Origin of the sequence: Endozoicomonas sp. GU-1 (genome assembly GCF_027366395.1) — a bacterium.
Taxonomy (GTDB): domain Bacteria; phylum Pseudomonadota; class Gammaproteobacteria; order Pseudomonadales; family Endozoicomonadaceae; genus Endozoicomonas.
Genome location: NZ_CP114771.1, coordinates 2,053,232 through 2,076,713 on the forward strand (window position 1 = coordinate 2,053,232; position 23,482 = coordinate 2,076,713).

Below are 23,482 nucleotides of genomic sequence, written 5' to 3' on the forward strand. Positions count from 1 at the left end.
ACGAGCCATTTTTACGGAAAGGCCATGATGATCAGTAATTAACCACCGCACTGATCCGGAACAGACAGCTCGTCACTGGCATCCGTCATCCACTGGTTCAGCTCTTCGAGATCTGTCGGGCTGAGAGTTCCCACAGCCTGTTTGAGCTTCAGTGTATTGACGATAAAGTCATAACGGGTGTTCAGATAGTTACTGATGGAAGAGTAAAGTTGCTGCTGAGCGTCCAGAACATCAGTGATGTTGCGGGTACCCACTTCATAACCACTCTGAGTCGCTTTCAAGGCACTTTCTGACGAGATAATCACCTGACAGCTGGCATGAACCCGGTCCACATCGGAGGTAGCGGTTCTCAGCAGGTTACGGGTATTGGCATTGGTGCCCCTGAGCTGCTGATCGTAATTTTTCTGGGCTTCTTCCAGTTGATAGCCTGCCTGACGGGAAGCAGAGCTGATAGCGCCACCAGCGTAGATCGGTAGATCGAACTGAACGCCAACAACGGTGTCAGTACGATCGCCAGAGAGAGTACCTTGTCCTGAGGCCTGACTGGAATTGTTGGAGCTGTAGTTATAGCTGGCAAACGCATTAACTGTTGGAGCATGACCAGACTTACTGGCCTTTACTTTGGACTCAGAAGCCGTCAGCCCTTCCCGGGCCGCTTTCAATCCCAGGTTATTGGCCAGTGCCATGCTCACCCACTCTTCAGGATTGTTTGGCATTGGCGCAACCACTGGCATTGCCTTTTCCAGCTGGGCAATATCGGTGACGTCCTGGTTGACAATGGTTCGCAGCCCTTCGTAGCTGACAGAGACCAGGTTCTCAGCCTGAATGCGGGCTACGCGGGCATTGTCATAAGCTGCACGGGCCACCAGCACGTCTGTTTCTGCAATCAGACCCACATTGTATCGTTCACGAGCCTGATCCAGTTGCTGCTTTAATGCTCTTTCCTGGGCTTGCGCGGTCATCAGGCTGTCTTCGGACCGGAGTACATTGAAATAGGACTCTGCCACACGCAGGATCAATTGTTGCCGGGCATTGGCAAATACGGCAGTGGCCTGATCCCCGACAGACTTGGCCTGCTCATAATTGAACCAGCTGTTCATATTGAACAGTGGTTGAGTTAATGTCGCGCCCCACCCATGGGAGTTAAAGTTTTCATCAGTATCTGAACCATTCGTCAACTCAGGAGATGTCTTGTTATATTGCGTTTTAGCCGACAGCCCCAGGGTGGGCAGCAATGCAGAACGGCCCTGGTTAACCGTCTCCTGAACCGCTTTCATGGATGCCTCGGCCGCCGCCAGCTGGGCATCATTCTTCAGCGCCATATTGTATACATCAAGCAGATTGTACTGAGTTGGTGCAGCCTGCACGTTTAGTACGGCACCCGCCAGGGCGGCAAGCAGAAACCCTCTACGACTATTTCGTGACATAATCTTGTGATCCTTGGAAAGTTCGCCAGTCACTCTTCACCGGTTAACGGTAGCCTGACTGGTTCCTGGTTGGGGATAAAATCGCTGTAACAAACTCAGATCAAGGAAATCTACACTAATTTGCACAAAAAATGCAGTAGTATGACGAATTCCTCTATGGATATTGCTTCTTCAGGGTGAAGGCAGGAGGACGCTATAATAGGTGCTATGAAAAGACATTCGCTGAAACCCAACTACCGTGTCAACCTCATCCGTCTGCAACAGGTTTGTGAAAGTAACTACCTGCGTCTTATGCGTCTGCTGCCTGAATTATCAGATCAGGAGCACTTTCGCCTGCCGGTTAAGCACAGAAACAGTTTGGCAAGTGGTGTGGAATGGCTGGTCATTGACGTTTTGGAACGGTCGCCATTTACCACTTTGTTAATGTTGCAGATGGAAGCTGACTGGGGACAGTTATTCAATATGCCAAAAGCCGAAGTGCGCCTTTATCACGACGTTCAGATGGCCGAAATTGTCTCCCGAAAAACCAGCCAGATAATACAGCCACGGTACGATTATCCCAATAGTAAAATGCATCAGCCTGATGAAAAAGAGCAGCATAATCAGTTTCTGTCTCAATGGCTTGATTACGCTTTACCTGCCTGTCGAACTTATACAGAAAAGACAGGATAACGAAGACACTGATACAAACAGCCAATGAATACCACCAGAATTCGAGTCCTGCAGATTACCGACCCTCACCTCTTTGCTGATTCCGGCTCGACACTGATGGGAGTGAATACCTCGGCGACCCTGGATGAGGTGCTGGCAAAAATACAGAAAGACTACCGGGAACCTGATTGCCTTCTGGTCACCGGAGACCTGAGCCAGGATGACAGTGCCGCCTCCTATCATCACCTGAAAGAAAAACTGTTAAAAATCAATGCGCCCAGCTACTGGTTGCCTGGCAATCATGATCAGCCCCATCTTATGGCGGCGATAAACCCATCGGCGCTGCAAAAGCAGATTATTCTGGGTAACTGGCAAATAGTCCTGCTGAACACTCAGGTCGAAGGCAAAACACACGGCTATCTCAGGGAAACTGAGCTGGAACAGCTGGCTACCTGTTTGCAGCAGGAGCCGGACAAACATACGCTTATGGCTCTTCATCATCACCCGGCTCCCATCAATAGCCGATGGATGGATCAGATCATGCTGCAAAACCCGGAGGAGCTGGCCAGGGTCATCACTGGTCACAACACGGTCCGGGGCATTATTCACGGCCACGTGCACCAGGCCAGAACCTATCAATTCTGCGATCTTCCCGTTATGGCAACCCCTTTCGACCTGTGTTCAGTTTGCGCCAGAATCGGATGATTTTCAGGCGGATACCAGGCAGCCGGGCTTTCGTGTGGTTGATCTGTTGCCAGACGGTCAGATAGAAAGCAGCGTTGTCAGAGTGGGTGATAAACCAATGAAAGTTGATCTAAGATCAAACGGTTACTGACAGGCCATCAAAATCGATTGCCAATTTTCTGCCATCCTCGCTACGGGCGCTATTCTCGGACAGGCTCCTAGCTCGGATATTTCAGAATTAATCGATTAGAATCATATAACCATTTTTTATTAAATAGGTCCGCATCCTTTTCTAAATTTATTGTTAGGAGCAGTAAACATAAGGATGTAGTTATGACCAGGATAAAGTCCATGCATCAGGATGAGTGGGATGATGCTTTGTGGAACAGCAATCACGAATACAAAAAGGCTAAAGCACGCAAAGCAAGGCACAAGGGGCTTAAATCATCAACCATAAGAAAGGGCATTGAAGACTACTTTGAGAAAAGCAAACTAAAAAACAATATTTCAGAAAGTTTTCAAGAGTTTGATGATTTTGATGACGTCAACCAGCCCAGCTACAAACCCCGCCTCTGAATCATATCACCAGCCCAAAAATGCCACTTATTGAATGTGGCATTTTTTATTTATGGCATCGCCGATAGAAATGGTTCATAAATAAGGCATAACTACAATAGCATCAGTAGTAACGCTTTTCTGAACCAGTTGCCATAAATATGGGGCAATGACAAATGACAACACCTTCCGAACTCCAATACCTCCATGGCTTTGGTAACGAACATGAAACTGAAGCCCTGAAAGGAGCCCTCCCCATCGGGCAATTCAATCCACAACGTGCGCCCATGGGGCTCTACGCAGAGCAGTTCTCCACAACCGCATTCACCGCACCAAGACATCAAAACAGAAGGACCTGGATGTACCGGATTCGCCCGTCAGCAGCCCAGGGCAAGTTCCAGCCAATAGTATCAAACCTGCTTCGCTCTGGCCCGGTTACTGAGGTGCCAGCGCCCCCGGACCCGATGCGCTGGGACGCTCTTGACTTCCCGACAGAAGAAACCGATTTTGTTGATGGCCTGGTCACCATGGCGGCCAATGGCGACCTCCACACTCAGACCGGCTCTGCTGTGCACATGTATCTGGCCAACCGGGATATGACCGACCGCTTCTTTTATAACGCCGATGGTGAGCTGCTGATCGTCCCTCAACAGGGAGCCATTCTGGCACGCACCGAGCTGGGCATCCTGCATGTGCCTCCCGGTGAAATTCTGGTTATCCCCCGGGGCATCAAGTTTCAGATTCAACTACCGGATGGCACAGCCAGAGGCTACCTCTGCGAAAACTACGGTGCGCCACTGACTCTTCCCGAACGTGGACCGGTAGGGGCCAATGGTTATGCCAATGATCGGGACTTCCATTATCCGGTGGCCTGCTTTGAAGATATCGACGGTGAGTTTGAACTGGTGGCCAAGTTTGCCGGAAACCTGTTCAGCTGCCGTCTGGATCACTCTCCCCTGGATGTGGTCGCCTGGGTGGGTACTTCTGCCCCCTATAAATACGACCTGTCCCGCTTCAATGTGATCAACACCGTCAGCTTCGACCACCCTGACCCCTCCATCTTCACCGTATTAACCTCTCAGAGTAACACCCCCGGGGTCGCCAATGTGGACTTTGTTATCTTCCCGCCCCGCTGGATGGTGGCTGAAAACACCTTCCGTCCGCCCTGGTATCACCGCAATGTCATGAGTGAATTTATGGGGCTGATTCACGGCACTTATGACGCCAAGGAACAAGGATTTGTGCCCGGTGGAGCCAGCCTCCATAACTGCATGAGCCCACACGGGCCCGAGGCTGAAGTGTTTGACAAAGCCAGTGCCGCAGAGCTGAAGCCCGTGCGCTACAAAGACACCATGGCCTTTATGTTTGAGTCCCGCTTTATCTATGCGCCAACCCGGTTTGCGCTGGAAAGTAATGCCCGCCAAACCGACTATATTGATTGCTGGAAAGGGCTCAAGAAGCACTTTAACCGATAAGAATAAAAAACTTGCCGTTTTTCTCACATACGCCGGAGACTGAAAACCCATCATGCTCACACTCAATGAAACACACGATGTCAACCTGACCAGCTGGGTTACATCAGCCAATAACAAAAACAGTGATTTCCCCATTCAAAACCTGCCCTTTGCCATCTTCCGACGCAAAGGCAATGGTGAATCTTTTCGGGCAGGTGTCGCCATTGGCAACCAGGTTCTGGATCTTGCCGCCGTTTCCCAAACCTCAGCATTTTCACAGAAAGGTGCTTCAGGACTGTCCAGTGAGGCCCTGGCAACGTGCGGTGATGAAACCCTCAACCGATTTATGGGGCTTGGTCTTGCGCACTGGTCATCCCTGAGGTCGGCGTTGTCCAAAGCCCTGCGCTCCGGAGCCCCGGAAGAAGCGGAACTGTCGGCCTGCCTGGTTGCCATGGACGATGTGGAATATCGCCTGCCCTGTCAGATTGGTGATTACACCGACTTTTATACCTCCATCCACCATGCCACCAGCGTAGGTTCACTGTTCAGACCCGATAACCCTTTGCTGCCCAACTATAAATGGGTGCCCATTGGCTACCATGGCCGTGCATCCTCTATTGATGTATCAGGCCAGAATTTTCATCGCCCCTGCGGCCAGACCAAAGCGCCGGATGCTGACACTCCCTCATTTGGTCCCTGTAAACGGCTGGATTATGAACTGGAAATGGGGATCTTCATTGGCCCCGGCAATGCCCCGGGAGAACCGATCACGCTGGATCAGGCTGATCAACACGTATTTGGTCTCTGTCTGTTTAATGACTGGTCCGCCCGGGATATTCAGGCCTGGGAATACCAGCCACTGGGGCCATTTTTATCCAAGAGTTTTGCTTCCACCGTGTCCCCCTGGATTGTCACCCTGGAAGCGCTGGTGCCTTACCTGACCAGCTTTGAACGCCCCGCCAGTGATCCCCAGCCACTGCCTTACCTTGACTCCCGGAAAAACCGCCAGCAGGGCTCCATTGATATTCAGCTCTCTGCGCATTTGCTGAGTCAACAGATGAAACAGGCAGGAGATTCACCTGCGATACTGTCCCAATCCAGCTTCCGTCATTCCTACTGGACCATCAACCAGATGGTGGCACACCATACCGTAAATGGCTGCAACCTCCGGCCCGGTGATCTGTTTGGCAGTGGCACTCAGTCAGGCCCCAACCCGGAAGAAGCGGGCTCCCTGCTGGAGCTGTCCCATGGTGGTAAACAACCTCTGCCTCTGCCCAACGGTGAAACCAGAACATTCCTCGAAGATGGCGATACCGTTATTTTCAACGGCTGGTGTGAAAAAGCCGGACATGCCCGTATCGGCTTCGGCGAAGTGCAGGCAACGATTTTACCGGCTCAAACGGTTCTGCCTGCCGGGACGGGTACTGGAGAATAAACACCATGAAACTCTACAGCTACTTCCGCTCCTCGGCTGCCTATCGGGTAAGAATTGCCCTGAACCTGAAAGCGCTTGATTATCAACAATCGGCCATCAATCTGCTGCAAGGGGAACAGAACTCGGAGGCGTATCAACATATCAACCCCCAGGGACTGGTACCCACACTCACCACCGATAAAGGAATGCTCACCCAGTCACTGGCCATTATTGAGTGGTTGGAAGAGTCATTCCCGGAACGCTCCATTATCCCCGGAGATCCCTGGCAAAAAGCCCGGCTTCGTAGCCTGGCTTACCAGATCAGCTGCGACATCCACCCGATCAATAACCTCAGAATACTGAAATACCTGCAGCAGAAACTGGCGGTAAGTGACGATGCCAAAACACAGTGGTACAAGCACTGGATTCACACAGGTTTTACCGCACTAGAAGCACAGCTGGATGACCAGCCCTTCTGTTGCTCGGCACAGCCCTCCATAGCCGACATCTGCCTTGTACCACAAGTGTTTAATGCCCTGCGCTTTAAGATGAATATGTCAGACTTCCCAAAAATCCATAAAATCTACCAGCACTGCAATACGCAGCCTGCCTTTATTGATGCGGCACCGGAAAACCAGCCGGACGCTGTGTGAGGGATTATTGTCGCCGCCCGCTGCCCGCAAAAGCTCAGGTGGTTCCGCTTTTCGGGTAGCGGGAGGCGGGCAGCGTCTGTAAAAATAGTCATCCGAAAAAGCGCAACAGTGTCCGCGTCACCAAATCTGGTTTCTGGGCATGAACCCAGTGACCCGCTCCCGGTATCACCCGCATGGATGCTGATGGAAAGAGTGCCAGCACCTGCTCACGGTGCTCCGGCAAAATATAGTCAGACTCGCCGCCCTTGATAAACAGGGTGTTATTGGCAAACCCCGTATCAGACTGCTGTCCGGCAAGAATTTCCATATAATGCGCCATAATCACAGGCAGATTTACCCGCCAGCGATAGCGCCCCTGCCCATCACGGTAGAGGTTTTTCAACAGAAACTGACGCACACCTTGTTCTGGTTCATAAGCTTCCAGAAAACGGTCCGCTTCGGTACGGCTTTTCAGCCTATGCAAAGGCATGGACGACAACCCTTCAAGAATACTGTCGTGCCGCCTTTCCTGATAAGTGACCGGCGCAATATCGATCACAGCCAGCCTGGTGACGCGCTCCGGTGCCATCAGGGCAATGGTCATCGCCACCTTACCACCCATGGAATGGCCAACCAAATGCACTTTCTCAAGCTGGTTATCATCCATATAGGTCAGAACATCTTCCGCCATGACCGGATAATTCATAGCCTCATCATGGGGTGAGCGCCCATGATTACGCAGATCCAGCCCATGAACCCGAAATGATTCAGCAAGACTACGGTTGATCATCCCCAGGTTTTCTTGAGAGCCAAACAGACCATGCAAACTGATCACATCAGCCCCCTGCCCCTGCTGCCTTGCATACAATTTCATGTTTTCACTGCTTCTCTTATAGCCCGCTGACAAACGGTAAATACTGATCAGGAATTCTACCTAAACGTCAGTACAATAGCCTCTGCATTTGGTACAAAGATCATAAATTCAGCTTTGCCAGAAAGGCCAGCGGCTTATTTATGATGATCATCACCGCTGTCCCGGTAAGCAACCTAACCTCCACGCAGGAATTATAAAGCCATCATGAGTGATCAACACTTCAACCTGGATCAATATCTGGAAGAACTGAAGCCACTGATTAACGTCGATTGTGGTACCTGGACCCCCGAGGGTGTCAGCAAGGTCGCTGATATCATGACCGAAAAATACCAGGGCATCGGCTGGCAGGTTACCCGTCATACCTTTGATGAAAAAGTAGGCCCCGGCCTGCTGGCGACCAATAAGCCGGACGCCGAAGAGTACGACATCATGCTGATCGGACACCTGGATACCGTTTTCCCGGAAGGCACGGTGGCCGAATGGTCCCTGACCCATGATGGCGAAAAAGCCTACGGTCCGGGTGTGGCTGATATGAAATCCGGCCAGCTCAATATGTTCAAGGCCATCAGCCAGCTGCCAGAAGACGTCGCTGATCGTCTGAGCATCTGCGTCTGTATGAATCCGGATGAAGAAATCGGCTCCATCTACTCCGGCGACTGGCTCAAGGGCATTGCCAGCAAGAGCCGTTATGTACTGGTGGCTGAAGCTGCCCGTGCGGAATGGTTCACTGGTTAAAGCCCGCAAAGGCATGGCCTCTTACCAGATAGAGTTCAAGGGCAAAGCGGCGCACGCAGGTAATGAGCCCGAGAAAGGTATTTCTGCCATTACTGAGCTGGCGCACTGGATCACCACCCTGAACCAGGAAACCAACTTTGCCACTGGCACCACCCTGAACTTCGGTGTTGTTAAGGGCGGTTCTGCCGGTAACGTGGTACCAGACTACGCGTCCACGGTCCTGGACATCCGCTTCTGGGATAACGATGATTACGCTCGTCTGGAAAGTAAGATCCAGCACATGCAGGAAAACCCGTCACTGCCGGGGATTGACATCAAACTGACCCGTGAAGCCCACAAGCCCGCCTTTACCCCGAATGAAGGCAGTGAAAAGCTGATGGCCCTGATTGAAAAAACCGGTCAGGATATGGGACTGAACATTACCTGGCAGGCAGTGGGTGGCGGTTCCGATGCCAACCTGACCGGCTCACTGGGCGTGCCCACAATTGATGGTCTGGGCCCGATTGGCGGTGCCATGCACAGCCGCAACGAGTTTCTGGTGCTGGACTCCATTGAGCCCCGCCTGACACTGCTGCGCAATGTGCTGATCAACCTGACGGAAACCATTGGTCGATAACATCAGAAGCTAACAAATCAGGGCTCATCAATCACCGGTGAGCCCGCAAAAGTAAAAACAAAAGGAACTAACAGCTATATTTTCGGTCTGCTAGAGGGTCAATCTCATTAAATTATGTTTATTGTAATGGACCCTAAAAAGACCGGTATTCAAAACAGATACCCCACTGCCCATGACTATTTTCTCTCTCTGGGTCAGCAGCCACAATTAACTCAAAAACTTAATGCCACTCGTGGACAGATGGTATATAACCAGTGGCTGGTAGATCACCCTCAATTACCGTTATACCACCCGGTGTATCAGGCTGCGCCATCCAACACATATACCCCGGTTTTACAAAGACAGATGTCGTATAGAAGCCAGACAGAAAGCCATTTACCCCGCAATAAACCATCCTGTCTGCATGCTTTTTTAGAGAGCAGAGCAAATGAGCCCCCTGTCACCTGGCTTAATAAAGAACAAGGTATTCTGAAAATAAATGACTGGTACCTGACAGAAACTCAATGGAAGCAAGACCAACGTCTTAAAGGCGTTGTGAATCCCAGTGAATTGCGTAGTGCTTTATGCCACTCAGAAGATATAGCCCCCCTGTCTGGTCAGCAGTATAAACTCTCGTCGTATAAGACCGACCTGGTTACCAAAATGGCAACTACCAAAGCATCGCGTCATCAGCATGCGCCCTACAATATACCTGAGCGACGTAAAGGGCCAGAACGATGCTTATCTTCACACTCTTCGGACACAGGGCTGAACATAACCACACAGACTCCACATGAAACAGCAAGGTCACCACAGTTGTATGCCTGTACTTTTTTGGCAAGACAGGCGGACATTGGCCTGTCTGTTCAATGGATTAATAAAGACCGGGGAACATTTAAAGTAATAAATACTGAGCAAGTGAAGAAAGAATGGAGTACACTTCAGCAGCAATTTAACGTAGTTGATGGCGAAACATTACAAGATGCCTTAATAACAGAGATCGGAAAAAATGATATTGAGTGTGTAGTGCTTACCGATTCACATGAAATTATTTTCCAACTTAAGTACAAACACTACTCAGCTGATACCATTTCGTCAGTAGAGAATCACCAATCCATTGCATTATCCACCTCAACGCAAGCTACTCCTTATACAACTCCACCTCCAAACCCGATATCAACACTGGCAAATGCAGGGGGCTCAACGCCTGGTGAGGCCCAGGTCAGGAGCACACAACCTGAGGCTCGAACAAACGCCGGGAAAACACCATTGAGTGCTCAGTCCGCCAAACCGGCTGATCCGATAAAGCCAGCTTGCAAAGCACCAACAACAAGAAGCTGCGAGGGCTGCCTGTCTTTTATTGTTTTAAATGCTGATGGACAGCAAAGCTTTGCAACATGGCATGATAGAGCAGCGGGCGAGCTTATAATCGACATGGAAAAATTGACCACCAAATGGCTATCAACCAATCCATCCGGGTATCGTGAACGAACTGACTTTGATTTTGTTGCCCGTTTTTTTGCCATACAGAACTACTGGACCTACGATGAAAGCCGGAATATTTTTTCTTTGAATTTACAACATCCTATGGTCCTGAATGCGTTAAAAGTAACGACTCAGGAACCACTCTGCCAATCATCATCCATCCAGGCATCTGACCCATCGGATCTGGCCAGTCACAACAAACCGTTATCTGCATCTGAAGCAGGAGCCAGTCATCACCCCCTGAGTACGGGAAAAACCAATCTTTTGGCGGCTCAGAAAAACCCGATGCTTGAGTTGATTAAGCAAGATGTTAATACATGCCGTAAATTCAGTGCATGGTATGATCCATCGAGAAATCAGCTCATACTTAATCCGATTGAGCTGCAAGCATACTGGACCAACAAACTGAAACTTTTCAGCCTGGAAAATATTCCACCCAATGCAGCCCATCAAGGTATCTCTCAGTTGGTAGAAGAAGGCTTATGCCATTACGACCATGGCACCAGACTTCTCACCGTATATTAAATCCTTCACCCCCGTTATTCATCGACAATATGGTGATTAAAACATCCGTCTTGTTAGCTGAGTTACTGGCTGTCAGGCTTATTTAATTTATTGTAAATCTCAACAGCCAGAAGATGCATTTCCGGCATGATTTGAAACATTAGCTGTAACTGTTGCAGCAATAAACGGGTTTCAGGCTGCTCATCGGTTAATTCCGCTTTAGCAAAACGTCCACGACTTTGCACAGAGATCCCCATCAACTGTTTCTCCAACAATCGCAGATGGTTATCCATGAACTGATATTGTGCCAGCAGCCCTTCGTGAAAAGAGTCTCCAGCCAACAGCATCCGGTGTGCCCCCAGAGTGGAGATATAACTCAGCATGGCATGGGAAAGAGTCAGGAAGCGAAAGCTCTCATCCTTTGCCCGCTGATAGCGGGCCGGTTCAGTCAGCATATTCATAATGGCGGCATTGAGCCGGGCATCCATATTGTGCGCATGACGACGCGCAAGACGATAGGCCAATGTATCCCGTTTACCCGTCTGGTACTGCGCCATAACCTGAGCCAGATACTCTCTATGCCTGGCGATGGTCAATGCCATAATTCGATTCAGCCGCCGGGATTCCCAGTCAGGCAGAATAAACACAACCGCAGTGACGGCCAGCAGGCAGCCCAGCAGGGTATCCCCCAAGCGAGGCATAATCACAGCAAAGCCCAATCCCTGCTGATTAAAACAAAACAACACCAGCAAGGTAATAAACGCTGTTGCCAGATCATAGCGTACGGTACGAAATGCAAAAAACAGAATTCCGCTGATCACCATCAGAACCAGCTGACCTTCCTGCCCCGGAAAAAGGTACAAAAGTGGTAGGCCGGTCAGGAGCCCGGCAAGCGTACCAACGACCCTCTGGGCAAGTTTCTGCCGCGTAGCGCTGTAGCTGGGCTGACAGACAAACAGGATAGTCAGCAGAACCCAGTAACCGGGTTGCAGGTGCAACCCCTGAATCAGCCCGTAACCCACTGTCAGCGACGCTGCCAGACGAAGGCCATGTCGGAACAGAGGGCTGTCCAGGCGACACTCATGCCAGATACACAGCAGATGAGCCTTGATTCCCCTCGGGTTGGAATCAGCCAATATGCGCTCGTCGGCGGATATTTCTGAGTCCGGGTGTCCTACAGATGATATTTGTAATTCCACTGTCGTCAGGTTTTTCAGCAGATATTCCAGCTGAACCAGCAGAGATCGCCACTGAGGGTTTTCCTGTTGTTGCAGATATTTCAGTGACTGCTGCAGCTCATCAAGCACCGCTGCATTCTCGTTATCATGCAAATACTCTTGCCCCATAGCCAGAGACCGGGCGATGGCCCGGCATGCCTTAGCCTGAACTCGCAACATTTTCTGAAAGCGAAAAAGAATATCGCTGCGGGAAAAGTACTCTGCCAGATCCTGATAACGATAATGGGAAGAGCTCACCCGTTCATGGATATCCTGAGCAAGAAAGTAGATGTGCAGGAAAGACTGCTCTCTCACGCTGTCCTGTCGGCGGACTCTCTGCAGCAAAGAAGCCTTGGCCTGGTTCAGGGCATTAACAACACTGACATTTTTTCTGGCCAGCTCCAGACGCAGGGGCTGAGGGTTCATATTGGCGACGGGATCAAACAGCTGACTTTTACTGTCAAAATAACCCGCCAGCTCTTTGAATATATTGGCCAGGGATTGCTGCACTGGTCGATTAGGCCAGAGAATTTGCCAGACCAGAGACAGCACACCATACCAGAGCGCGCCACTGAGCAGCAGCTGCGGCTGCTCCCACAGGCTCTGGCTTGCCGCCGCACCCAGCATGGTGTAAACCGCCAGCAACAGCGAGGCAAAGGCCATACTGCTGTACCTTGGCCCCATGGCACCGAGCATGGTAAACCCAAACGTCGAACTGCACAGCCCCAGCGCAAACAGCAATGGATAATCAAACAGCAGCTCAATGGACAGTGATGCCAGCAGAAAACAGGCCAGCATCATGATCAGCGCTTTAATCCTTCCCCAGAGGTTGTCATCCACTTCAGCCAGGGCAGCGGCAATCACCCCCAGTACCATGGGCGTGATGTCATCAGGTGATCCCCGATACCAGGCAGGCAAGGTAACGCCAGTCAGGGCAAAAAGGACTTTGACACTGTAATTAATCCGGTCGTTTGCCCAGTAATTGCGGAATAAGTGGAAGATATCAGGGAAGAACATGGTGGTGAGCTGGTTGCCGGATGATTGATCTAAAGTTTGTGAGGATACCCGAAAAACGCGTTGAGACTAAGTGGCGATGGTCCTGATCCCAGAGCAGCCACTTTTTAGTAAGGTTTTATGGCGCTTCACTCAGCAACATCCAGCAAAAAACCGGGAAAAATCACTCCCTCCCTCACTAAAGAAACATAAAACACTAAAAATATGCCAACATAAAAGCAAAATTATAGAAAAAATGCCTTATTTTCAGACTAAAAAACAACTAAATCACAAAAAACAGGAATTCATCCTGTTTTACTCTGGCCCTGTTTTTTTTTATTGACTGAACCCCGGTTTTACCAGAAATTAGCGCAGCAACGCCAGTTCCTCTCTCTTGTAGACCAGCCTTTGTGAACGATGGTTAGCAGATGAGGAACGGCTGTTTGCTATTTGTCTTGACCGGCATTCAGAGCAGGCAGAGATGGAAGAGTATCCAGACTTCGAAGAAGAGTTTGAAAAAGCGGCCAAAGCTAAAAAGCGTTATCGCACCCGCCAGGCCGACTATGAGAAAAAACGGTCGAAAGCGGAGCTTCACCTTGAACGCAAACGGTTGCGGGAGTTACTCGGAGATGAGCACCTGGTCTTTGACCACTGGTAAACTGCCCCCCGCTACTGATCAGGATCCCTCCTCTACCCAAGGGCTGCAGTTGATCAGCCCGCTTTGATTTATATTGCTGTTCAAGCGATTACCCGGACCTCTTTTGTGACGATGGAATAAGCGACCATGGCATGGTGACAAAGCATGTTCATAGCAAAAGACGAGTACTACTTTTATAACACCGTTTTACGTATCTGCTGGTCTGCGTATATTCAGTAAAAAGCGCTCTGGTAAGCCATACTTTTTCTCAGCCTTTTAATTTGAATCAGTCATGAACCAGGTTTTCAGCCTGAGCGCAGAATGACCTTTTATCAGGAATTACCCAATGCGAATTGCGCTACTTTCCCGTAACGAGCGGTTATACTCATCCCGCCGCATCATTGAGGCTGCAGAAGCCAGAGGTCATACGATTGATGTTATTGATATTTTGAGTTGCTACATGAATATCAATGACAAACACCCCAGTATTCATATGAAAGGGGTGGAGCTGCCTCATTATGATGCGGTGATTCCACGTATTGGTGCCTCCAACACCTTTTACGGGACTGCGGTTATTCGCCAGTTTGAAATGATGAATTGTTACTCACTGAATGAGTCCCTGGCCATTGCCCGCTCCCGTGACAAGTTACGGTCAATGCAACTGCTGTCGCGTAAAGGCGTGGGCTTGCCGGTTACCGGCTTTGCCAGTGGCCCGGGCGATATCCCCGACCTGATCGATATGGTTGGCGGTGCCCCCCTGGTGATCAAATTACTGGAGGGCACCCAGGGTATTGGCGTGGTCCTGGCCGAGACCCGGAAAGCGGCAGAAAGTGTCCTGGAAGCATTTATGGGCCTGAAAGCCAATATTATGGTTCAGGAATACATCAAAGAGGCCGGCGGTGCAGATATTCGCTGTTTTGTCATTGGCGACAAAGTCATCGCCGCGATGAAACGTCAGGCACCTGAAGGCGAGTTCCGCTCCAACATTCACCGGGGCGGCAGTGCCAGCCTGGTGAAGCTGACCAAAGACGAGCGGGCCACCGCAGTAAAGGCGGCAAAAGCCATGGGGCTGAGACTGGCAGGTGTCGATATTCTTCGCTCCAACCGTGGCCCCCTGGTGATGGAGGTCAACTCCTCTCCGGGGCTGGAAGGTATTGAGCGGGCAACGGCCAACGATGTAGCCAACTGCATTATCGAATATCTTGAAAATAACTATCGCCGCACGAGCAATACACGAATTACCGGATAAATCCACTTCACCAACCCACCATCACTCTGATTAAAAAAACACCTGAGTGATGCTTTTCAATCCCGGTCTCTGCCTTTCAGGCCTGATGACCGGGGCTGGAGTCTTCCATGGAAAGAGCACAACCCCTAGAGCTATTTGGCCATACCATTTTGCCAGGTACACGACAGCACCTTAATATCCCGGTCGTGAGACTCTACACCGATACGCCCATTGATCTTCGGATTGAGGTTATTCACGGTCGCAAAAAAGGCCCATGCCTGTTAGTGACGGCGGCCATTCATGGCGATGAACTCAATGGCGTGGAAATCTGCCGGCAAATCCTCGGCTATAAAAATCTGGCGAAAATCCATGGCACCCTGATTGTCATTCCCGTGGTTAATCAGCTTGGATTCATCCAGCAAATTCGTTACCTGCCTGATCGCCGAGACCTGAACCGCTGCTTCCCGGGATCCAGCAAAGGGTCTCTGGGCGGAAGGCTCGCCAACCTGATTACTACGGGCATTTTTCCACACGTTGACTATGCTCTGGACCTCCACACCGGAGCCATTCACAGAACCAACCTGCCACAGCTGAGAACCGACCTGACCAACGAGCAATGTCTTGGTCTGGCCAGAGCCTTTGGTGCGCCGGTAATCCTCCACTCATCCCTGAGAGATGGCTCTTTCCGCCATGCAGCCAATGAGTACAACATTCCGGCACTGGTTTATGAAGCCGGTGAAGCATTACGACTGGAACAGGCTTCCATCAAGCTGGGTTTCAAAGGCGTTATGCGTGTTATGCGTCATCTGAATATGCTGCCCGGGAAACCCGCCAAAACACCGGCTATTCAGCCATGGGAGTGCAACCAGAGCCAGTGGCTGAGAAGCTCAAGGGATGGATTGGTGTTACTTCATATCAAACAGGGTCACCTGGTCAAGGAAGGGGACACCATGATGACCATTGTGAATCCGTTTGACGCCAGTGACAGTGAAAGCATCACCGCACCGTTTGATGGCGTTGTTATTGGTCTTAGCCAGCTGCCACTGGCTAATGAGGGCGATGCACTGGTTCATCTTGCCAAAGTCAGCAGTACCCTGGCAGATACCGAGTATGACCAGGAAGTGGTTGAAGAAGTGCTTGACCTGGGTGTTGCCCAGCTGCCGGTACCTGAAAATCACGATTAAACCGTAATTTACCGCCTCAAAACCAGGTGCTTCAACACAGCCCCGGCATATCTCAGAGTGGCAGAATAGGAATCAGCACCAGTTCTGGCCACGTGCAGAGCCCTTGCCTGAATAAAGGGATATGCTGGCGGTTTTATTGGCTGCCTCACTGGTGGCAAAGGCGATGTTGCTGGCAACTGACAATAAGGATTAGCAGTGGATGAACCATAACCAACGGCCGGACCTGTCGGCCAGGTTCGGGCGGCAATACCGAAACCTGCCGGACTGCACCTGGGCAGAATATCAAAATTGGCAGGCATGACCAGTTGGAGTTCAGGCTGGAAGGAATCTTCTGTTTGTACCACTGAACGCCAGGCCGGAACCGGCGTTAGCCAGTCATGTTTCTGCAAGCTACTGTAGTTCAGATTAAGCACAGGTTGCCTGCGGGCGACATCAAGCTCCTCAAGGTATTGCCCTTTATCTACCTTCATGTTGCGACAGGACGCTGCGTATATGTCCTCCATCGTCAGGTTAGAATGATCTTTATTCATCATTTCTATCGCAAAGTTGATAAACAATTTACTTTGCCAGATTGAATCCATATCAACACACCATTTGCCACCATGAGCCTGAACCCCAGTAAATACATAACCATAACTTGCCATCTGGTCTGCCGAAGGCCATTTTGGAAATTTATCCAGTATGCAAATGCCATCTTCGTTGTAATAAGAGCGCACTCTAAGATGGTGCTCAAAGGCTTGCGCATCCCGGAGTTCAGAGAAACCGTGGAGCACGATAATATCCCGGTCGGAAAGTTCCCTGATTTTCTCTGGCTTCAGGAATGATTCATGGGGTAGTTGATGTTTGAAAAGCAGTCGGGTGCCAGAGTTCAGCGCAGCAATTTTTCGTTTTCCTGAATCAAAAGAGACCAGGCAACAGCCAACATGGTCAACGGTTGCCTGTTCTAAGAGACGGTTACTGGCACCATCACTGGTAAAGGTCTTATGCCCGGAACCATGACGCCAGAATAAATCAGAAGATTGGTGATCCCGAAAAACATTTTTGTCATCGTCACCGCCCCAGAATTCATGAAACATTGAGAAATGTGAAGAAATTGGTCCCATTAAAAAACCTCCTCAACTATCTTTCTCCGGCTACTCACCTTTAGAAAGAGTCATATAGTTTACTGACCATACGATAATGAAAAAGTTTCACCGTTGACTTCCGGAGTACCTGACTTTCAGTACCTTAGAATGATACCAACAACCTCTACAATTACAGAAACAACCGGAGTTTATCGCCATAATCCAGTTGCGCAGCCCGGGAATAACACAGGAATAATCGCCCGAGTGCCCTGGCGAAAAGTCCGTACCTGTACAATTGCGCTTGTCGGCGCGGGTTTTATCGCTGCTGCGATCGCGTCCGATGCTTTTATACCTTCCGCGGTTTTTGCCACTGCCGGGCTTATTTGCCTGGCAACTGCACTTTGTCAAATCCTTCCCTCATCGTCATTAACTCAACGTAGCATTGTGCAACTTTCGCCAACAGCAGGCACACCGGCTCAGGCTGAATCACTTCTGCCCGGTTCGCAGGCAGCCAGTAATGACCGCCAGTGCGCTACCCAGCTCATCCGGACAGTCATCACCGGGAACAGCACAGAACTGCCTGCCATTGCCGAAACTCTGCAGGGCATCCTGAAGGCCCTTGGATCGGTTACGCATACGTTTCCCAGTTTCTCCCGGTTCTGCTCCGCAGATGTCTCCAAACGTTTCCTGGAGCTGCGCAAAAGATCCCGAGATGTTCCCTTTGAGCAAAATCTCAATGGTGGGGCCTGTGGCAGGGCCAGTGCCGCTAACTTTAAAAATTATGCCCTCTCCAAGCACAGCAATATAAGCTGTCACGAGGCATACTGCGCCATGCCTGGCCAGGCATACCATGCCAACTACATCGACATGCATTACGGTCGTTTCATTGCGGCACAGGGGGCCGTCAACAGAACCCATGACCGTTTCCTGCAGCTGCTGGCAGTGAACGATACGGCCATCTCCGTTGCCCTGGTCACTGAGAATGAACTCAAGAGCCGTGATAACACCCGCATTGGACCAACCGACATTGATCAGCCGAAAACCATTCCGGCACTGGAAATCACCACCACAACAGGAACGGAGACATTGCCTTCCGTATCAGCAAGCCTGGTCGGTTCAATGGATCTGCCAGATATGAAGCTGAGGATTGACCAACTGGAAATTAATGGCAAACCGCACTTTCGCATCAATGAAATGGGGTGGGTTGATGGAACAGCCAACAATCCGGTGAGGCTGGCAGCCATCACGATGATTGCCGAAACCTTGAGAAAACACCCGGCAGTGCTGGAACGGGCAAATAATCCGATGGTGGTTAACTGTAACGCGGGGGTAGGCCGGACCGGTACATTTATTGTCGCCAGCGATATCATTCGCCACTATTGGCAAAATCCACAAGGGGGTCCACTGGATATAGACAGTAAGATTCTTGCCGCCAGACAGCGCAGATCATTGAAGTTTGTGCAAAACTCCCTCCAGTACCAGAACCTGGTCACATTGCAAGAGAACCGAAACGCCATACTGCGGGCTATGTTTGAGGCAGGGGTATGCAATCCTGGCCGCTGAAAGGTTCACGCCTGACGAGTTAACCCGCAGGTTGCCCCACGGATAAACCACCAAGACGCGGTTAAACGGACACAGCCGCTTTGATATGGGGATGGGCCTGATAATTCACCAGCTCAAAGTCATCAATGGTAAACTCAAACAGATCACGAATGGCCGGGTTTAGCTTCATCCGGGGACGCTGGTAAGGTGTGCGGCTTAACTGCTCTTCTGCCTGTTCAAGATGATTCGCGTACAGGTGAGCATCACCAAAGGTGTGAACAAAATCACCGGGTTCCAGGTCACAGACCTGGGCAATCATCATCGTCAACAGCGCATAGGAAGCAATGTTAAAAGGCACTCCCAGAAAGATGTCGGCGCTGCGTTGATACAACTGGCAGGACAACTTGCCATCCAAAACATAAAACTGAAAGAGGCAGTGGCACGGTGGTAACGCCTGACGCCCCATAGCGGCATTGTCTTTTGGCGAGTAGGCGACATCCGGAAGTACCGATGGATTCCAGGCGCTGATCACCATCCGTCTTGAATCCGGGTTGGTTTTGATCTCATTCAATAGCCATTGAATCTGGTCGACCACTTCACCATTGGCCCCTTCCCAGCTGCGCCACTGTTGGCCATAAACCGGGCCGAGATCACCCTCGTCGGTTGCCCACTCATTCCAGATCCGGACACCGTTTTCCTGCAGGTAGCCGATATTGGTATCCCCTTTGAGGAACCACAATAATTCATGAATGATTGAATTCAGGTGACATTTTTTGGTGGTCACCAGTGGCAAGCCCCGGGAAAGATCAAACCGCATCTGATAGCCAAACACACTGTAGGTACCCGTGCCGGTCCGATCCGCTTTGAAGGTGCCATGGTCTTTTACATGGCGCAGGAGGTCCAGATATTCTTTCATCGTTTTTTCGATCCACTATTTCGTTGCTTTAGCTCTGGGCAGTTTCGTTTCTTAGGCTCCGGGCTGTTATTCGCCCTGGTCTTTGCCAGCCAGGCGGCGTCATCACTATTCATGCCATTCACCAGTGAATGGTGACGATACCCCCAAACCATAAACACTGTACCCATAACGACCATCGGCAAAGACAACAGTTGCCCCATGGTCAGCCAGTCGAAGGCGATAAAACCAAGCTGGGCATCCGGCTCCCGGACAAACTCAACGGCAAACCTTGCCAGCCCATAGATCAGCAGGAACAGTCCGGAAATGGCCATTCGTGGCCTGGGCTTTGCTGAAAACCACCACAGTATGCCAAACAGCACGAGCCCTTCCAGGAAGAACTGATAAATCTGGGAAGGGTGTCTTGCCATTTGCCCGGGATCGGTGGGAAACACCATGGCCCAGGGCACATCGGAGGCCCTGCCCCAAAGCTCGCCACCAATAAAGTTTCCTATTCGACCAAGGCCCAGCCCCAAAGGTACCAGTGGGGCAATAAAGTCCGTCACCTGAAAAAAGCCTTTACCCTGAGAACGGCCATAGAGCCACATGGCCACCAGCACCCCAAGCAGGCCGCCGTGAAAGGACATGCCGCCATCCCACACTTTGAACAGCCAGAGCGGGTCTCTGACAAAGTAGTCAAAGTGATAGAAGATGACATACCCGAATCTTCCGCCCAGGATAACCCCGACAGCCCCATAGAAAACCAGGTCACTGACCTGTTCCGGACGCCACAGGCCGCCGGATCTCCGGGCACGAATACCACCCAGCCAGAGTGCCAGGGCGAAGCCTGCAAGGTACATCAGGCCATACCAGTGCACACTCAGGGGGCCAAGGCTGAACGCCACGGGATCTATCTCAGGATACGCAATCACAAATCATTTCCGATCAGTAAAATACCGTTCAAGTGTACCAAGGTAACTGGCTTCTGAGCCAGTCGGAAACAGTTGAAATAAAAGGAAAGTCGTTGATGTCTTCGGCCATAAACCTGTCTTAACGGGTTAGCTTTGAAAATATACTGTCGTCCAGCTGTTTGGCCTGGGTGCCATCCAGTTTATAGCCGGGCAGGCCGGTATTTTTCATCTGAATCATTATATGGCCACCGTAGACCATAAACTGTTCCGTAAGACCGGGAGTACCGCAGGTTGACATCGACTGTTGAACTGCCTCAGAGAGCCCGGTTCGATCTTTATTGCTTTTGCAACCAGTGAAAAGGTCCATTCCCATAATGGCGGATAGCTCTCTTAATTTTCCGGAGAAATAAAAGGGGCCTGATTGCTCGGCAACCTGCTGCAGGCCGCCAGGTGTGTTGTACAGTGCCCATAACTCATCAGCCAACCCCTTTGCCCTGTGCTGTTTGCTGCCGGATAGTGCTGGCAGCTTTTCTCCCAGTAAGCCGCCGTACTGATGGTTTGCACCGACTAATTGTTGCAGTGCAGCGCCATTGACCTCCATCACCGTTTTCCAGGTATTGGCATTAGCCATCAGGATTTTGCCAGACAATGATTTTTGCCGGTCTGCCAAGGCCAGTTTATTACAGGGTGCAACCAGCATAACGGGCCGTGGTCTGATTTTCACGTCAGCGGACCTGCCATCAGCGTAATGAATGGTTAGCGTGCGCTCTTTATTGGACATTTCCATTAACTTTTCGTGCAGCTTTTCAGTCCATTCTTTCTCATTTTCCAGGCCTGCGGCTCTGGCAATACGGCTATCACGGATCTGATCCGGACTCAGCAAATTCAGGTACAGGCAATCCAGCTCAATCGGTTGGTGATCGGGGTTTTTCATGGCATTTTGTAACGCCGGTTTATGGTTATGAAGCAGAAGAGCAGTAAAGATTTCATCGAGGCGCTGGTCGGTTATGCGATCAACATTCTCTCCTTTTTCCTTGTAGGCATAAGGGCAGCCGACCCGGATATGCCTGGCCGTCTCCTGACCATCAACTTGCATGGTGTAGGCCAGCATATTTATTGCATGAGGCGAGTTCCGCTCCATTGAAAGAGCCAATTTGTCATGATAGCCATTTGCAAAAGGGTCTCTGTTTCCACGTTCAGCATCAGCAGTGTCAGCACGGCCATCATGGAGACGCATGGACGCTGCCGGAGTGTATTCAAGTTTGACCTGGTGCCATCGATCACGCTGATAAATATGAAGTCGACTGCTGAACGACTCGCTATCCTCTGCCAGAACCTTCATAAGTTCCTGTTCAAATAGATTGGCATTGAATCGTTTCTTTAGCTGCTTGTGCAGTCCGGTGAGTGCCTGAATGGCGTCAGGAACGCACTGAGCCGTCTTGCCGGTATTGGTCTGTGCGATTGCCCTTTTACTATCGATAATTGCAGCGATTTCTCCGTCAGCCTTTTTCTTTGCAGACTGAGTGTTGGATAACCGCCTGACCACTTCGGCATAGATATCCACCTGTTTAAGATATTGCTCGCCACCTCTGAAATCGTATTTGGCGGCATCCCGTATATATCTTTTCAAGCCCGCTAAATCATCTTCAATAGCGCCAGTTATTGCTATCAGTCTTGCGCTGAGATGTTCGCTGCCACTGCCAATCAGCTGCCTTGCCTGCTGCAGTGGGCCGCCCTCAATGTCGGACCAGTGTGGTGCTATCCTCCTCATATCCGGACCATTTTCCAACAATGAGCGTTGCGTCCAGTGGATGAACGATTGCACTTTTTTCCGGTGTGCCGTTAACTGATCAGCCAGCTTTTCTATTTGTTCCGGGGTATTTATGGTTGTGATGGCAAGTTCTGCCTCCGGTGAGGGTCGGCTTTGCACATCAACAGGAGATGCTTTGCAGCTATCGGTCGTGATGCATATTGGTGGTTTTTTTATTTCATTAAATCTCGATATAAACGGTTCAGGGTTATTGACCCTGGGGAGTAGCTGATTGATATTTTCCAGAATTTCTTTTTTTCTGGAGGGTGGGGGTAGTGCTCTCTGCTGGCTGATTCTTGAATATTTTATGTCTTCAGTAAGCTGGATCGCTGTGCTAATCAGTGGTTGCAGGTTATCTATAATCTTTAGTCGGCTGTTGACAGGAATTAAACAGAATATGTCACCTGATGGCATTGTCAGGGTGATTGTCAGATCTTTTGGCAAATTCAGTTGTGTGACTAAATTTTTATAGCTATTAAAAGCTTTTTTGTCGGAGAGATCATTGGTCAGATCACCATTATTTATGGACTCCATTAACGATTTCAGCGCTCTATCAGACTCACTGATATAGTAATTTTCAGAATTTTCCCGATGAATTTTCGCAAGCTCTCCATCCGTTGAGAGCAGCTCTTCCAATTCATGCTCTGGCACAGGGCTGTTTTTTCATCCACAAGTGGAGTTGCATTAACTGGCTTTATTGTTTCAAAGCTGGTAATCGCTTTTGCCCCCTGCTGCCCATCATCTGCCTGTATGCCGGGCTCTTGCAGCCTGACAGGTGCTACATCTTTATGGAATTTTTTTTTGACTGGTTTACTTTCTGGTGTAGGAAAATCGTGGGTAAAGCTATTGGAGCCAGGCTTGTTGGGTTCAATGGGAGGAGCCATGGGTAAATCCTTTTTAGCTAAAAACCGCAAAGTTCAAAAATTCAATCTCAATACTGAATGTCTGATATATCGCCATTTTTAACACCCGCTAAACCTGTTTCCTATCAGCT

The 23,482-nt window shown here is 50.2% G+C and carries 22 protein-coding genes; 15 read left to right on the top strand and 7 right to left on the bottom strand.

Annotated elements, in window-relative coordinates; all coding sequences use genetic code 11:
* Positions 1-38 precede the first annotated feature (38 nt).
* On the bottom strand, positions 39-1,427 hold the full coding sequence (locus O3276_RS08220) for a TolC family outer membrane protein (protein WP_269675198.1): 1,389 nt from the start codon (positions 1,425-1,427) through the stop codon (positions 39-41).
* 207 nt (positions 1,428-1,634) lie between these two features.
* Between O3276_RS08220 and O3276_RS08225 the strand changes: the two genes are divergently transcribed.
* The 6 genes from O3276_RS08225 to maiA all read left to right on the top strand — a co-directional run bounded on the left by O3276_RS08225 (position 1,635) and on the right by maiA (position 6,838).
* Positions 1,635-2,099: a DUF1249 domain-containing protein gene (locus O3276_RS08225; RefSeq protein ID WP_269675199.1), complete on the top strand. Its 465-nt coding sequence runs from the start codon at positions 1,635-1,637 to the stop codon at positions 2,097-2,099.
* A 24-nt stretch (positions 2,100-2,123) separates the two neighbouring features.
* The gene (locus tag O3276_RS08230) at positions 2,124-2,783 is read left to right on the top strand and encodes a metallophosphoesterase (protein ID WP_269675200.1); all 660 of its coding nucleotides are present in this window, start codon (positions 2,124-2,126) and stop codon (positions 2,781-2,783) included.
* A 330-nt stretch (positions 2,784-3,113) separates the two neighbouring features.
* Positions 3,114-3,338 carry a hypothetical protein gene (locus O3276_RS08235; protein WP_269675201.1) on the top strand — a complete coding sequence of 75 codons (225 nt, stop codon included), beginning with the start codon at positions 3,114-3,116 and terminating at the stop codon, positions 3,336-3,338.
* Positions 3,339-3,493: 155 nt separating this feature from the next.
* A complete protein-coding gene (hmgA, locus tag O3276_RS08240) occupies positions 3,494-4,792 on the top strand; it encodes a homogentisate 1,2-dioxygenase (protein WP_269675202.1) in 1,299 nt (432 codons plus the stop codon).
* 52 nt (positions 4,793-4,844) lie between these two features.
* A complete protein-coding gene (gene fahA / locus O3276_RS08245; protein WP_269675203.1) occupies positions 4,845-6,206 on the top strand; it encodes a fumarylacetoacetase in 1,362 nt (453 codons plus the stop codon).
* A gap of 5 nt (positions 6,207-6,211) precedes the next feature.
* Positions 6,212-6,838: a maleylacetoacetate isomerase gene (gene maiA / locus O3276_RS08250; RefSeq protein ID WP_269675204.1), complete on the top strand. Its 627-nt coding sequence runs from the start codon at positions 6,212-6,214 to the stop codon at positions 6,836-6,838.
* 88 nt (positions 6,839-6,926) lie between these two features.
* Here maiA and O3276_RS08255 read toward each other — a convergent pair whose 3' ends face one another.
* Entirely contained in the window at positions 6,927-7,691 is a 765-nt protein-coding gene (locus tag O3276_RS08255) for an alpha/beta fold hydrolase (RefSeq protein ID WP_269675205.1), read from the bottom strand.
* Between the two features lie 204 nt (positions 7,692-7,895).
* On the opposite strand from O3276_RS08255, the gene O3276_RS08260 reads away from it, so the two are divergent.
* From O3276_RS08260 to O3276_RS08270, 3 genes are all read left to right on the top strand, one after another.
* Positions 7,896-8,426, top strand: coding sequence for a M20/M25/M40 family metallo-hydrolase (locus tag O3276_RS08260; protein ID WP_269675206.1), 531 nt, complete (start codon positions 7,896-7,898; stop codon positions 8,424-8,426).
* Entirely contained in the window at positions 8,380-9,042 is a 663-nt protein-coding gene (locus O3276_RS08265) for a M20/M25/M40 family metallo-hydrolase (RefSeq protein WP_269675207.1), read from the top strand. The genes O3276_RS08260 and O3276_RS08265 overlap by 47 nt, the downstream gene beginning before the upstream one ends.
* Positions 9,043-9,684: 642 nt before the next feature.
* A complete protein-coding gene (locus O3276_RS08270) occupies positions 9,685-11,031 on the top strand; it encodes a hypothetical protein (protein WP_269675208.1) in 1,347 nt (448 codons plus the stop codon).
* A 62-nt stretch (positions 11,032-11,093) separates the two neighbouring features.
* Here the strand turns inward: O3276_RS08270 and yccS are convergent, their stop codons facing one another.
* The gene (gene yccS, locus O3276_RS08275; protein WP_269675209.1) at positions 11,094-13,244 is read right to left on the bottom strand and encodes a YccS family putative transporter; all 2,151 of its coding nucleotides are present in this window, start codon (positions 13,242-13,244) and stop codon (positions 11,094-11,096) included.
* 70 nt (positions 13,245-13,314) lie between these two features.
* On the opposite strand from yccS, the gene O3276_RS08280 reads away from it, so the two are divergent.
* From O3276_RS08280 to O3276_RS08295, 4 genes are all read left to right on the top strand, one after another.
* Complete coding sequence (locus O3276_RS08280) at positions 13,315-13,563, top strand: hypothetical protein (protein WP_269675210.1); 249 nt, start codon at positions 13,315-13,317, stop codon at positions 13,561-13,563.
* 138 nt (positions 13,564-13,701) lie between these two features.
* Positions 13,702-13,878, top strand: coding sequence for a hypothetical protein (locus O3276_RS08285; RefSeq protein WP_269675211.1), 177 nt, complete (start codon positions 13,702-13,704; stop codon positions 13,876-13,878).
* Between the two features lie 325 nt (positions 13,879-14,203).
* Positions 14,204-15,106, top strand: coding sequence for a 30S ribosomal protein S6--L-glutamate ligase (gene rimK / locus O3276_RS08290; protein ID WP_101747669.1), 903 nt, complete (start codon positions 14,204-14,206; stop codon positions 15,104-15,106).
* A 107-nt stretch (positions 15,107-15,213) separates the two neighbouring features.
* Positions 15,214-16,269, top strand: a complete 1,056-nt coding sequence (locus tag O3276_RS08295; protein WP_269675212.1) for a succinylglutamate desuccinylase/aspartoacylase family protein — start codon at positions 15,214-15,216, stop codon at positions 16,267-16,269.
* A gap of 8 nt (positions 16,270-16,277) precedes the next feature.
* On the opposite strand, the gene O3276_RS08300 is transcribed toward O3276_RS08295, so the two are convergent.
* A complete protein-coding gene (locus O3276_RS08300) occupies positions 16,278-17,372 on the bottom strand; it encodes a hypothetical protein (RefSeq protein WP_269675213.1) in 1,095 nt (364 codons plus the stop codon).
* A gap of 405 nt (positions 17,373-17,777) precedes the next feature.
* On the opposite strand from O3276_RS08300, the gene O3276_RS08305 reads away from it, so the two are divergent.
* Positions 17,778-18,896, top strand: a complete 1,119-nt coding sequence (locus O3276_RS08305; protein ID WP_269675214.1) for a protein-tyrosine phosphatase family protein — start codon at positions 17,778-17,780, stop codon at positions 18,894-18,896.
* A gap of 61 nt (positions 18,897-18,957) precedes the next feature.
* Here the strand turns inward: O3276_RS08305 and O3276_RS08310 are convergent, their stop codons facing one another.
* The 3 genes from O3276_RS08310 to O3276_RS08320 all read right to left on the bottom strand — a co-directional run bounded on the left by O3276_RS08310 (position 18,958) and on the right by O3276_RS08320 (position 23,139).
* Positions 18,958-19,791, bottom strand: a complete 834-nt coding sequence (locus O3276_RS08310) for a thymidylate synthase (RefSeq protein ID WP_269675215.1) — start codon at positions 19,789-19,791, stop codon at positions 18,958-18,960.
* A complete protein-coding gene (gene lgt, locus O3276_RS08315) occupies positions 19,788-20,699 on the bottom strand; it encodes a prolipoprotein diacylglyceryl transferase (RefSeq protein ID WP_442876573.1) in 912 nt (303 codons plus the stop codon). Before lgt ends, O3276_RS08310 begins: the two co-directional genes overlap by 4 nt.
* 118 nt (positions 20,700-20,817) lie before the next feature.
* Positions 20,818-23,139, bottom strand: coding sequence for an inositol phosphate phosphatase SopB (locus O3276_RS08320; protein WP_269675216.1), 2,322 nt, complete (start codon positions 23,137-23,139; stop codon positions 20,818-20,820).
* Here O3276_RS08320 and O3276_RS08325 point away from each other — a divergent pair.
* Positions 23,128-23,454: a hypothetical protein gene (locus O3276_RS08325; RefSeq protein ID WP_269675217.1), complete on the top strand. Its 327-nt coding sequence runs from the start codon at positions 23,128-23,130 to the stop codon at positions 23,452-23,454. The two genes, O3276_RS08320 and O3276_RS08325, sit on opposite strands and share 12 nt — an antisense overlap.
* Positions 23,455-23,482: the final 28 nt, after the last annotated feature.